We start from the raw sequence: 12,490 nt of genomic DNA, 5'->3' as shown, positions 1-12,490 counted from the left end.
TCAAACAAGTGATTTAAGGATGCGCATGGTTTCTTGCACCTGCGCTTCATCCAATGCGCTGGGATGCGGGTCGGCAAACTGGCCTATGTCATTGTCGAAGTAGCGGCCGGAGGCATTAGCAAAGGTGCCGGAGAGGGCTGCGTCGACCAACACCTGCGCGCCAATGCTGGTGGATTTACCAGCGACGCCGAAGCCTTCTTTCACCATTTTGGTGGCAAGCAGCGAGCCGGGATTGACCGGAATAATCACCGGACCTTCGTTGCCGAGTGCATTAGCCAGATGTCTGGACCACTGGATCAGTCCGAGTTTGCTTTGCGCGTAGGCATCCATCGCATCAAGCGGCTTCTTGCCGAGAAGCGCAGCGGTATCCACGCCTGCCTGAGCGGCGGAAGCGAGGTTCACCACACGACCCGTTTTGCCAATTAATGGCAATAGTCGCTGGGTGAGCACCCATGGGGCGATAGTGTTTACCGCAAAGCGGATATCCAGACCGTCTGCGGTGGTCGTGTGGCTGGTACGAAGTATTCCTGCATTGTTGATCAACACATCGATGTGGTCGAAGTGGGAGACTATCTCGTCCGCAAACGCGTTGACCGCCGGTACGTTTGAGAAGTCGGCAATGAAGCCGCTGACAATCGCATCCGGTGTGTCCGCCTTGATCGCTTCTTCTGCCGCGGTCAGCTTTTCCTGAGAGCGACCGTGCAGAATCACTTCATGGCCGTTTTTCGCAAATAGCTTTGCCGTTTCCAGGCCGAACGCAATATCAGTCAGGCGGGCAAGGAGCTCGGCCTGTCGGCGGCGGTTGCCAGTGCGCATCTGAACAAACTGGAAGAGAGTATTGGGGTACGGCTGCTCAATCGCACCACACGTAAAGTATCTCTTACGGAGGAGGGGGCAGCGCTCCTGCCCCATGCCGAGGACGTGCTGGAAAGCGTAGCGGCCGCCGAGGCTTCTGTCGGCTCCGCGCGCACCATGCCCAGCGGCGTGCTCAGAATTGCCGCGCCCGCATCCTTTGGGCGTATGCATTTGGTGCCAGCGCTGGCCGATTTTATGGCGGAGTACCCAAACCTACGCGTGGACCTGCGGTTATCCGATGCGATGGTCGATCTGGTGGAGGGGGGCATTGATGTTGCGATACGCAACGCGAAGCTACTGGACTCGTCACTGATCGCAAGAAAGCTGGCGACGGATCGACGGATCGTCTGTGCGGCGCCTTCCTATCTCGAAAAATACGGTACTCCCGAATCTCCGCGGGATTTGGAACAGCACCGATGTCTTCATCTTAGCGGCCTGGATACCTGGGAGCTCGCTGAAGGAACGGGTGCAGTGCGCATCAAGACGTCGGGCGTATTGCGCGCCGACAACGGTGAGGTGGTGCGAGATGCCTGTGTTGCGGGTCTCGGGATTGCACAAAGTTCAGCTTGGTGTGTCTATGAGCAGCTGGCCAGCGGAGAACTAGTTGAGATTCTGACGGACTACCCCTCCGTGTCAGATACCTCAATTTGGGCAGTCTATCCTTCGTCTCGCTTACTCGCGTTGAAAGTAAAAGCGTTTGTTGATTTCCTCGCGGGCTTTTACGGTGAGCCGCCGTACTGGGAGGTTACAACGCCAAATCATCAGTCTCCAGGGAGTGGAGCTAAAATCGGCCAATAGCCAGGCCAGTAGAGCTCAACAAGCCTCCAAATTCAGGTTAGATAATTTGACTGAATCTCGTACGCAAAAATATTTCAGGCCTCTGTTACCGCGGGACAAAGCGGAGGCCCATCGGGCAGCAACACAGCTAGAGCTGCTGTTTGACCTGGTATTTGTGATTGCAATTTCAGCAGCGGCACACGGGCTGGGGCATGCGATTGCGGATGGGCACTGGCAGGAAGGGGTTATTAAATTTCTGTTGGTGTTTTGGTGTGTGTGGTGGCCGTGGAACCTGTTTACCTGGTTTGCATCGAGCTTCGATAACGACGACGTCGGGTATCGCATTACGGTGATGGTACTGATGCTGGGGGCATTGTTTATCGCCGCCAGCGCGCCGGGATTTTTTGAAGATCGTGACCTGCGCTATATGTTTTGCGGCTATCTCATCATGCGGCTGGCATTTGCTTCGTTATGGCTGCGGGTTGCATGGGCGAAGCGTGAGTATCGAAATACCGCCCTGATCTATGCGGGTGGCCAGGTGATTATGCAGGTGTATTGGGCCTGGCTCGTATTTCTTGTTCCCCACGATTACGACCACTTCACTTTGCTTTTCGCAGTGGGGATCACTCTGGAAATGTTGATTCCGTTCCTCGGCGAGAAAGTTGGCTCTACCCAATGGCATCGGCAGCATATAGTGGAGCGATTTGGGCTCTTGAACATTATTGTACTGGGCGAGGTATTGCTCGGCAGCAGTGAAGCGCTCACCGAGGCGATCCACTCAGGCTTCTGGGGCGACTATCTTCTGGTGTTCTGCTGTGGCGCTGTGCTCGCGTTTTGTATGTGGTGGCTTTATTTCTCTGTGGATGGCCATCTGGCATCGGAAAAACTGACGCGTGTTTTTGTCTGGGCGTACGGCCATTTCCTTATTTTTGCAGGTGGTGCGGCGGTGGGCGCGGGATTGGTGGTTGCAGTCGCGCAACTTGGTGGTGGGCAGGGAGTGACGAGGCTGGCGACTATCACCCTGTCTGCTGCGGTGTCTGTGTATGTGTTGGGATTGTGGTTGGTTCGAGACCAGTTCGCCGTCAAAGATAGCCGCTGCTGGATTATGTTGGTCGCGGTACCGTTTCTTATCGCGTGTGGCTGGTTACCCAACGGTATTGTCTGGCTTACGCTGGTTCTGGCGCTATGCCTCATGCTGCGGCTGCGTGCGCACCCGGAGCAGGGGAGTAGCGCCTAGCGAACTGCAATTCGATGAAACCTGGAGCCCGAAAGTTTTTTGTGCGCGGACTGGTACGGCCGGGCCTGCTGGGCGGGGATTGGAAACTCAGGCATAAAAAAGCCCGGCGCAAGGCCGGGCTTTTTTGTATGGCGGTGGGATAGGGATTCGAACCCTAGGAGCTGTTACACTCAACGGTTTTCAAGACCGCCGCTTTCGACCACTCAGCCATCCCACCAATTTGTCCGGCGCATTATACCGAGCTGTTTTGCAGGTACAAGTGCGATCCGAATTTTTTTAGTAACTTCAAAGAGTTAGCTGCAATTTTGAACAGCTAACTCTCTGCTGTTACTGAGCGCTTAGCCTTCGGCTACCTCGCTATTGCGTTGCACACGCGGATCATTTGCCGGGCGCGCAAGTGCACGTGGACTGTGATCAATGTTTGCCGGTTGCGCGGTATCCAGCGGACGCAGCTCACCGACTTCCAGTTGCTTGGTGACAACCTCCAGGCCAACCAGAGGTTTCGGATTGACGCGCGGGTCGTTACTGGCACGGGTCGATTTGCCGCCAGCTTCCGTGCGCGCAACAGGCGCTTCCGCCTCGGCCACGGATGCGGCAGGTGCTGCCTGTTCCTCGACGACTTCTTCTACCGCTGCGGAAACTTCTACCGTCTCCTGGGCTGCGGCAGGTGCTCCACTCTCAGTGGTGGTCTCATCAGCCGCTGCTTCAGGCTTCGCTTCCTCCTTAGGCGCAGCTTCCGTTACCGGCTTCGCTTCCTCGGCAGGCGCCACCTGTGGGGCTACGGCTTCGGCACGCTGAGTCGCGCTTTCTGCCGGCGTATCTGCAAGGAAATCACCTTCAACATGGGTTTCCGGTGTTTTTGCTTTTACCTCGCTCGCGCGCTGCTTGAGAGCTTGCGCTGCCACATCCGGCTCAGCCTTGGTTTCAACCTTGGCTTCAGTCTTAGCTTCAGTCTTAGCTTCTACTTTCGTTTCAACTTTAGCTTCAGCTTTCGCTTGCGCCACGTCGGCTGCGACCGGTTCTGGCTGACGGCCCTGCTGTTCCTGCTCGGCGCGTGGCGGACGCGGCTTGCGCTGACGACGCGGCTTCTCTGAGCGCTCGCCGCGGCTTTCCGCTTTCGCTTCTGCACTGGCTTCTACCGGTGCGGTTGGCTCGGCCTTGGCTGCTTCCGCTTCAGGTTGCTTGGCTGCTACAGGCGCGGAGGCAGTCTCGCTATCCGCAGACTGTTGCGCCTGATCAGCGCCACGGCGACCACGGCGGCGGGGCTGTGGACGGCCACGCACATTGCTCGGGCGACGGGATGGACGCTGCTGCTCTTCACCAGACTCGGTGCCTTCTGCAGCTTCCAGATTGTTTACGTCGACATCGGCAACGGCAGTTTGTTGGTCGTTGCGGCGATCGCCACCGCGACGACGACGGCTGCGACGCTGGCCGCCTTCGCGACCCTCGCGGCCTTCACCACCGCGTGCATTGTCACGGCCCTGATCACGTTTGTTGTCGCGTGCACTTTCTACGGCGTCACCGTCTTCACGGCGCTTATCGCCGCGTTTGTTGCGACCGTCTTCTTTACGCTCTTCACCGCGCTGGTCGTCACGACCTCTGCCGCGATTCCCGCGGCCGCGTCCACGACCTCCGCGCTGGCTGCGATTGCGCTGCTGGTAGTTTTTACCACGGCCTTTGCCTTTCTTGTGCTTCTTGCGGCTATCTTCGTCTTCACCGCCGAACAGGCCGGCAATCGCGCTGATCAGACGGCTGAACAGGCCAGGCTTCGCTTCTGCCTTCGCCTTTGGCTTTTCTTTAGCCTTGGGCTTGGCAGTCGGCGTCGGTGCCGGTGCGGTGTGAGCGATCTGCTGCACGGCGGGCTGTGCTACCGGGCGCGCAGGCTCTTCATCAGCCTTGTCGACTGCTTCCTCGATGCTACCCGAAATCTTGTACGAGGTTTCCAGGGTGGTGGAGTCGTCATCGCGCAGGCGCTGCACCTCAAAGTGCGGAGTCTCCAGGTCGGCATTCGGTACCACAACAACACGTGTGTTATTGCGAGATTCGATGTCGGAGATCGCCTTACGCTTTTCATTCAGCAGGTAAGTGGCGACATTCACTGGCGCAATCGCACGAATCTCAGCGCTGCGCTCTTTCTTCGCTTCCTCTTCGACCAGTCGCAGGATGGAAAGGGCGAGGGACTTGGTGCCGCGAATGGTGCCGGTGCCGCTACAGCGTGGGCAGACGCGGAAGGTGGTTTCACCCAGGGAAGGACGCAGTCGCTGGCGGGACATTTCCAGGAGGCCGAAGCGCGAAATACGGCCGACCTGCACGCGCGCACGGTCCATGCCCAGAGCTTTTTCCATGCGCTTTTCAACTTCGCGCTGGCTCGACTTGCTCTGCATGTCGATAAAGTCAATCACGACAAGGCCGCCCATGTCGCGCAAGCGCAGCTGGCGAGCGATTTCGTCAGCGGCTTCAAGGTTGATGGTGCGGGCAGTTTCCTCGATGTCGCCGCCTTTGGTGGCGCGGGAGGAGTTGATATCGATCGAGATCAGCGCCTCGGTCACATCGATCACGATGGAGCCGCCGGATGGCAGTTTCACTTCGCGTTCGAAGGCCGTCTCGATTTGGCTTTCGATCTGGTAGCGATTGAATAGCGGGATGTTGTCATCGTAGAACTTCACCTTGTTGGCGTAGTTCGGCATGACCTGGCGGGCAAACTCCGCGGCCAGCTGGTAAGCACCGTTTTCATCAACGATCACTTCACCGATATCGTCGCGCATATAGTCGCGGATCGCACGGATGATGACGTTACTTTCCTGGAACAGGAAGTGCGGCGCTTTGGACTCGTCCGCCTCTTTTTTGATGGCGGTCCACAGTTGCAGCAGGTAGTTGAGGTCCCACTGCAGCTCTTCGCCGCTGCGGCCAACGCCGGCGGTGCGCACGATGATGCCCATACCGGAAGGTACGTCCACGCTGGACAGGGCATCGCGCAGGTCGCTGCGCTCTTCGCCTTCGATACGGCGAGAAATGCCGCCCGCACGCGGGTTGTTTGGCATCAGAACCAGGTAGCGGCCGGCGAGGCTGATAAAGGTTGTGAGGGCGGCGCCTTTGTTGCCACGCTCTTCCTTATCTACCTGCACGATAACTTCCATGCCCTCTTTGACCACATCCTTGATCTTGATGCGGCCCTCAATATCTTTGGGCTGTTTGTTGAAGTATTCGCGGGAAATTTCTTTCAGGGGCAGGAAGCCGTGGCGTTCAGCACCATAGTCGACAAAAGCGGCTTCGAGTGAGGGCTCTACGCGGGTAATTTTACCCTTGTAGATGTTGGCTTTTTTCTGTTCGCGAGTGCGATTCTCAATATCCAGGTCGTACAGCCACTGGCCATCAACCAGGGCAACGCGCAGCTCTTCTGGCTGGGTCGCGTTAATCAGCATTCTCTTCATGCGTAGGTATTTTCCTTGCGTTTACGCAAAGGTAAAACACCACTGAAGCTCGCAGGCATTGGTGGCTTCGCCGTGTTCGCCCGGCGCCGGGTAGGGCGGGGGTGCACGGCTTTCGTGTATGTGGCCAGGCGCGCGTGCCTTCAATTGAGGTCACGGCGGTCAGCCCGCATACCGATTTAACTCAGAATACCCCTTAGTGTTCGGGTGTATTCAGATCCTGCCAGTCCGGGCCCAGTGTGATTCTTTGGGCGGGTCCTGGCTGCCTGCCGTGTGGGGCGGGCATGGGTTACATTCGTTTCCACTCTGGGGCCGGCTCGTGGCTGGGCCCTTTGTTGTCTAGTTGTTACCGGCGGTGCAAGGGTGGCTTTCCATCTCAGGCACGGGCCGGGGGCCAGTTCGGTCGCTGGCGCGCATTCTCAGAGTGCTATGTAACGAGTTGAGTCTGTTCCAAGCGCTGCGGGCATCAGCCCGTCTTACCTTCGCAAAAGTCCCGTTTCTTCGGGTTAGGGGTCGGCGAGAACTTCGGAAGCAGCAGCACCTGCTGCCTGTTCGCTCCCTTGGCACCATCTTTCGACGCGCTCTCGAAGGATCTCACCGACAAAGTTTTGTTGATAACGCGGTTTTCCGCGCACCGGCCTGACTGGCGGTATTTTCTCGAGAACGGCACCTGGGTTTTTATATAGCAGAAAAACCGTGCACCGCCGAAAACCAGCCCAATTTAGGCCGGCCGAATATAACACGACCTATCATGGGCATCAATTGCGTGCTTCAAATGGTTAGTGCATGCCGTTATCATGCGCCCCATGCGAAGTACCCCCCCAAACAAGGCCGCTCAGGCCAAGCCCTCAGGCGCTGACGCGAAATCCCCCCAAGTGGGCAGTAGCGTTCAGTTTATCACCGTCCCGGAAGAGCTGGCCGGCCAGCGCGTGGACAACTTCTTACAGGCACGCCTCAAGGGTGTACCGCGTTCACGCGTCTACCGCATTTTGCGGAAAGGTGAAGTGCGGATAAATAAAGGAAGGGTGAAGGCGGAATATCGCTTGCAGGCGGGAGACGTCGTGCGCGTGCCCCCGATCCGGGTTTCTGAGGAGACGCCGCCGGCCGTGGCGGGTGACCAGCTACGGCGCACCCTCGAAGCGGCCATTCTTTACGATCAGGGCGGCCTGCTGGTGGTGAACAAGCCTGCGGGACTCGCGGTCCACGGCGGTAGCGGCGTGCGGCTCGGCCTGATTGAGGCGCTGCGCCAGATGTATCCCGAGAGCCCATTTATGGAGCTGGTGCACCGTCTAGACCGGGATACCAGTGGCGCCATCCTGGTGGCGCGCAAGCGCGCGGTTCTGCTGCATGTGCAGAGCGAACTGCGCGCCGGAAAAATGGACAAGTCCTATCTGGCGCTGGCTGTTGGCAAATGGCCGCGCGCGCAGAAACTGGTCGAGGCGCCGCTGCGTAAAAACACACTGAAAAGTGGCGAGCGTATGGTTGTCGTCGATGGCGAGGGCAAACCCTCGACAACGCGCTTCCAGGTAGAGGAGCGGCTCGATGGCGCGACCTTGATGCGCGCAGAGCCTGTGACCGGGCGCACCCATCAGATCCGCGTACATGCGCAATTTGTTGGCTGCCCGCTGGCAGGTGACGCCAAATATACGCCCGACGAGGCAAACGTGCACTTCAGAAAGCTCGGACTCAAACGCCTCTTCTTGCACTCTGCCCGGGTGGGCTGCACCTTGCCTGATGGCACCCGCGTGCGTGTGGAGGCACCACTGCCCGCAGAATTGGCCGGTCTCGTGGCTAAGTTACGCTAAGAGCTGTTATTAAGGAGGGTTTGCCGATGCTGGTTATTCTCGACTGGGATGGAACGGTGTGTGATTCGGAGGCGCGTATTGTGGCCTGCATGCAGCGCGCTTCCGGCCGCGCCGGGCTGCCGGTGCTCGAACCCTCCACGATCGGCAATATCATTGGCCTCGGTCTCCCCGAGGCGATTTCTACGCTGTTCCCCGACGCGCGGAGTCAGCAGCGCGCCGATTTGCGCGAATACTATGCCGAGGAGTGGCTGGCAGCTCGAGGTGAGCCTCTGCCACTGTTTGATGGGGTTCTGGACACTCTTGATCAGCTTCTCGGGGCAGGCCACCAGCTGGCAGTTGCCACGGGAAAGAGTCGCCGCGGCCTGAATCGTGAGTTTGCCGAGCACGGAATAGGGCACCTGTTTGCCACCAGTCGCTGTGCAGATGAAACCGCCTCAAAACCCAATCCAACGATGTTGCGCGAAATATTGTCCGAGACGGATTTGCCCGTCTCGCAGGCGGTCATGGTTGGCGATACGGAATTTGACCTGAAAATGGCGGCAGCCATCGATATGCCCGCGATCGGGGTGAGCTACGGGGTGCACAGTCGCGAGCGGCTGCACGACTGCCGCCCACTGAAGGTCATTGACCACTTCACCGAACTGCTGTCCTGGCCACCGCTCGTTCCCTGACGCGTTTTACTGCGTTGAAGTGAGCTCGGTTAGCCTGCCAGCGGGTTCACCCCCTTCTGCCTGAGAAGCTCCACCAGTCGAATTAATGGGAGGCCGATCAGTGTATTCGGGTCAGACCCTTCCATTTTTTCGAACAAAGTGATCCCCAGACCTTCCGACTTGAGTGAACCAGCACAATCCAGGGGCTGGTCCAGCTCAACGTAGCGAGTGATCTCCTCACTGCTGAGGTCACGGAAGTACACAGAGTAGGTTTCACATGCGGTTACGTGGCTCATGTCGCGGGTATCAACGAGGCACAGGCCGGTATGGAAGTTCACCCTGTGGCCCGAGCTCTGGCTGAGCTGCTCTATCGCGCGCTCCTTGGTGCCGGGCTTGCCGAGCAGTGTGCCGCGGCACTCTGCGACCTGGTCCGAGCCAATAATGAGGTGGTCCGGATACCTGTCCGCCAGTGCCAGCGCTTTTTCCCGCGCGAGCCTGCTAGCGAGATCGCCGGCCGCTTCTCCGGGAAATGCTTCTTCATTTATATGGGGTGCACAACTTTCAAAGCGCAGATGCAGCTTTGACAGCAGCTCGCGACGGTAGCTCGAACTGGACGCTAGAATTAAGTTGCGCATGAAGCTTCTCCATGGGTTGTCCCTGCGCGGGAAATCGCGGGAGGACAAGTGTTTTCGGGCGCTGATCATGCGGTGAATGATTTGTTTTGACAAGGCTCAGGTGAGTCCATAGAATTGCGCGCTTATGTCGATACCCCCCCAGAAGTCCGGTCAGAAAATGGCGCAGAATTCAGCTCAGAAATCCGCGCTGCCACGCCGCATAGACGCACGAAAGTTGGTGCAGCGCGGGCAAGAACTGGACGGTATTGTGCCCCACGATGCGCTGCCTCGGCTGACTGCATCCACGGAATCAATCGAGGGTGACGTAACGGTCTCTCTGGCATTTGCCCGAGACCTGCAGCGCAATCAAGTGGCCACTGGCAAACTTGAATTGACAGTCAACCTGCTTTGCCAACGCTGTTTGCAGCCGGTGAGCGAGGTGATTGAAGCTGATATCGCTTTGGGGTTTGTGTGGTCCGAAGAGCAGGGTAACTCGTTACCCAAGTCTTTGGATCCAGTGATACAGGATGGCGATGAGCTGGATCTGTATCAGGTATTGGAAGATGAGATTTTGCTCAATTTGCCAATGGTGGCTTACCACGACTGGGATTGCGTCGCACAAGAGGCATTCCAAAGTCACAGTGAGGAACCAGAAGCGGAAGAGCAACGAGAAAACCCCTTTAAAGTACTGGAACAGTTGAAGGGTTCGTCAAACAAGTCTTGAGAGTTGTTTGAAGGGTTTGGGCTCGCCGGTAGGCGCCCCGGTTCCGGTGTTAACTGTTAGTTATGTTTAGGAGCACCAAATGGCTGTTCAGCAGAACAAAAAAACCCGTTCCCGTCGCGGTATGCGTCGCTCTCACGACGCTCTGAGCGGACCAACTTTGTCCGTAGATCCGACTACTGGTGAAAAGCACCACCGTCATCACGTGACCAAAGACGGTTTCTACCGTGGTCGCAAAGTGGTAGACGTTGGCGGCTCTTCCGAAGAAGAGTAAGTTTTGTCCAGCCAATTTCGATTGGCCGTGGATGCGATGGGCGGGGACTTAGGTCCCCGCTCTGTCGTTCCGGCCTGCGCAAGATTTCTCATTCGCTATCCTCGTGCAGCGCTCAAGCTGTTCGGCCCCCGCTCGGAACTCCAATCCCTCCTGCATAATGAACCTCCATCTGTCCGCGAACGTGTGGAAGTGGTGGACTGCGTCCAAGTGATTACCCAGGGCTGTAACCCGGTCCATGCCTTGCGCCACAAGCGTGAGTCATCGATGGCCAAGGCACTGCAGTCGGTTTCGTCCGGTGAGTGCGGCGCCATGGTGACTTCGGGTAATACCGGCGCATTACTGGCATTGGGGCGCAGCATTCTGGGGACCGTGGAAGGTGTTCGGCGTCCTGCACTGGGCAAATCACTGCCCACCTCCGAAGGCTCCTGTTTTCTATTGGACCTCGGCGCCAATATCGATTGCAGCGCTGAGGACCTGGTGCAGTTTGCACGCATGGGGGTCGAGGCGCAGCGAGTCTTCTCGGGGAGGCAGGACCTATCGGTTGCCCTGCTGAACATTGGTGCAGAGGAGCATAAAGGCACAGAAGAAATTCGCCGTGCCGGCCAACTGCTCCAGGCTGACCCATCCATTCAGTATGCCGGTTTCGTTGAAGGGCACGACATCTTTACCGGTGTTGTCGATGTGGTGGTGTGCAATGGGCTCATGGGCAATGTGGCCATGAAATCTGCCGAGGGCGTCATTCGACTTATTGGTCAGAAGACGTTCACCATCGACAAGAAGGCGCCCCTGAAGCGGTATTTTGGCCAATTAGCCATAAATCTGTTGCGAAAATGGCGGTCACAGCTGGAACCGGCCCGCTATAATGGCGCCAGCTTTTTAGGGCTGGAAGGTAACGTCATCAAGAGTCATGGCGGTGCCAGCAGTGAGGCGTTTTACCGCGCAATGTTGACCGCAAAAGAATGTGCCGAGTCTGACTTGGCACATCTTGTAGGGCGGGCTCTGGCCTACCAGGCCCAGCGTCAGACCGGGTGTAATTAAACCCCGGTCTTTCGTCCTCCGGTTCGACCAGCAGGCGCCTGCTGTATAGCCATCCCTGGAATTCGTGGCTTAATTTATTTGGTTAAAGGATGTTCAATGACCAACTCAGTATTGGCGTTCGTCTTTCCGGGGCAGGGCTCCCAGCAAATCGGCATGCTGGCGGATGCCGCCCAGGCCTTCCCTGAGGTCTCCGCGACCTTCTCTGAAGCTTCCTCCGTACTCGGTTACGACCTGTGGGACCTTTGCCAGAATGGTGCCCAGGAAGATATCAATCTCACCGAAAGAACCCAGCCACTTCTTCTGACCGCGAGCGTCGCACTTTATCGCGCCTGGCTTGCTCAGGGCGGTACGACCCCGGCGTATATGGCGGGTCACAGCCTCGGCGAGTGGTCCGCACTGGTATGCTCCGGAGTGCTCGATTTCGCCGATGGTGTGCGTTTGGTCCGCGAACGTGGGCGCCTGATGCAGGAAGCTGTTCCTGCAGGTGAGGGCGCTATGGCCGCGGTAATCGGCCTTGATGATGCCGCCGTGGAAGCGGCATGTGCCGAGTCCGCGGAAGGCGGTGTGGTCGCCGCCGTGAATTACAACTCGCCTGGCCAGGTTGTGATCGCCGGTAGCGCTGCGGCGGTCGGCCGCGCAATCGACGCCTGCAAGGCGGCTGGTGCCAAGCGTGCAATGCCGCTGCCAGTGAGCGCCCCGTTCCATACCGAGCTGATGCGCCCAGCGGCGGAGAAGCTCGCCCCGCAAATTGAAGCCACTGCATTTAATGCACCCGTCACGCCCATTATTCACAATGTGCACGCCAAAACCGAAAGTGACCCCGCGGCGATCAAGGCCTTGATGGTTGAGCAAATCTACAGCCCGGTGCGCTGGACCTCCTGCGTTCAATCAATGGCGGGAATGGGTGTGCAGCAGCTGGTTGAGTGCGGCCCGGGCAAGGTCCTGGCTGGCCTCGCCAAGCGCATTGATCGCAGCCTGGTCGCACACAATATCGAATCATCCGAGCAGCTATCTGCAGCGGTTGCCGCTACGGCCAGCTAAAAAGCCGTATAACACAGTCCAATAGTTGACGAAGAATCTCGCCCCCGGCC

General features: G+C 58.0%; 11 protein-coding genes, 1 tRNA gene and 1 pseudogene. 9 read left to right on the top strand and 4 right to left on the bottom strand.

Annotation, left to right across the window (positions count from 1 at the left end; all coding sequences use genetic code 11):
- Positions 1-750, bottom strand: coding sequence for an SDR family NAD(P)-dependent oxidoreductase (locus AS89_RS0102665; protein WP_237709623.1), 750 nt, complete (start codon positions 748-750; stop codon positions 1-3).
- Positions 751-762: 12 nt separating this feature from the next.
- Between AS89_RS0102665 and AS89_RS19035 the strand changes: the two are divergent.
- The 3 genes and pseudogenes from AS89_RS19035 to AS89_RS16735 form a co-directional block, all read left to right on the top strand.
- Positions 763-834, top strand: a pseudogene (locus AS89_RS19035) (hypothetical protein); the annotation flags it as partial.
- An 87-nt stretch (positions 835-921) separates the two neighbouring features.
- Positions 922-1,653: a substrate binding domain-containing protein gene (locus tag AS89_RS17995; protein ID WP_237709616.1), complete on the top strand. Its 732-nt coding sequence runs from the start codon at positions 922-924 to the stop codon at positions 1,651-1,653.
- Positions 1,553-2,869 (top strand): low temperature requirement protein A, encoded by a 1,317-nt coding sequence (locus tag AS89_RS16735; RefSeq protein WP_081475653.1) that lies wholly within the window; start codon positions 1,553-1,555, stop codon positions 2,867-2,869. Before AS89_RS17995 ends, AS89_RS16735 begins: the two co-directional genes overlap by 101 nt.
- Before the next feature lie 129 nt (positions 2,870-2,998).
- Here the strand turns inward: AS89_RS16735 and AS89_RS0102650 are convergent.
- Positions 2,999-3,086, bottom strand: a tRNA-Ser gene (locus AS89_RS0102650).
- Positions 3,087-3,207: 121 nt separating this feature from the next.
- A complete protein-coding gene (gene rne, locus AS89_RS0102645) occupies positions 3,208-6,300 on the bottom strand; it encodes a ribonuclease E (protein WP_029249735.1) in 3,093 nt (1,030 codons plus the stop codon).
- An 872-nt stretch (positions 6,301-7,172) separates the two neighbouring features.
- Here rne and rluC point away from each other — a divergent pair.
- Both rluC and AS89_RS0102635 read left to right on the top strand, forming a co-directional pair.
- Positions 7,173-8,102: a 23S rRNA pseudouridine(955/2504/2580) synthase RluC gene (gene rluC, locus AS89_RS0102640; RefSeq protein ID WP_010130760.1), complete on the top strand. Its 930-nt coding sequence runs from the start codon at positions 7,173-7,175 to the stop codon at positions 8,100-8,102.
- A gap of 26 nt (positions 8,103-8,128) precedes the next feature.
- Positions 8,129-8,773 (top strand): HAD-IA family hydrolase, encoded by a 645-nt coding sequence (locus AS89_RS0102635; RefSeq protein ID WP_010130759.1) that lies wholly within the window; start codon positions 8,129-8,131, stop codon positions 8,771-8,773.
- A 29-nt stretch (positions 8,774-8,802) separates the two neighbouring features.
- On the opposite strand, the gene AS89_RS0102630 is transcribed toward AS89_RS0102635, so the two are convergent.
- Positions 8,803-9,387, bottom strand: coding sequence for a Maf family protein (locus tag AS89_RS0102630; RefSeq protein ID WP_010130758.1), 585 nt, complete (start codon positions 9,385-9,387; stop codon positions 8,803-8,805).
- Between the two features lie 124 nt (positions 9,388-9,511).
- Between AS89_RS0102630 and AS89_RS0102625 the strand changes: the two genes are divergently transcribed.
- The 4 genes from AS89_RS0102625 (at position 9,512) to fabD (ending at position 12,440) form a co-directional block, all read left to right on the top strand.
- Complete coding sequence (locus AS89_RS0102625) at positions 9,512-10,090, top strand: YceD family protein (protein WP_237709615.1); 579 nt, start codon at positions 9,512-9,514, stop codon at positions 10,088-10,090.
- A gap of 79 nt (positions 10,091-10,169) precedes the next feature.
- Positions 10,170-10,361 carry a 50S ribosomal protein L32 gene (rpmF, locus tag AS89_RS0102620; protein WP_010130756.1) on the top strand — a complete coding sequence of 64 codons (192 nt, stop codon included), beginning with the start codon at positions 10,170-10,172 and terminating at the stop codon, positions 10,359-10,361.
- A 27-nt stretch (positions 10,362-10,388) separates the two neighbouring features.
- On the top strand, positions 10,389-11,399 hold the full coding sequence (plsX, locus tag AS89_RS0102615; protein WP_258165052.1) for a phosphate acyltransferase PlsX: 1,011 nt from the start codon (positions 10,389-10,391) through the stop codon (positions 11,397-11,399).
- A 96-nt stretch (positions 11,400-11,495) separates the two neighbouring features.
- On the top strand, positions 11,496-12,440 hold the full coding sequence (fabD, locus tag AS89_RS0102610; protein ID WP_010130753.1) for an ACP S-malonyltransferase: 945 nt from the start codon (positions 11,496-11,498) through the stop codon (positions 12,438-12,440).
- Positions 12,441-12,490: the final 50 nt, after the last annotated feature.

Origin of the sequence: Microbulbifer agarilyticus S89 (assembly GCF_000220505.1) — a bacterium.
GTDB classification, from domain to species: domain Bacteria; phylum Pseudomonadota; class Gammaproteobacteria; order Pseudomonadales; family Cellvibrionaceae; genus Microbulbifer; species Microbulbifer agarilyticus_B.
Note: the sequence above shows the minus strand (reverse complement) of the source record. Positions and strands in the feature narration are given on the sequence as shown.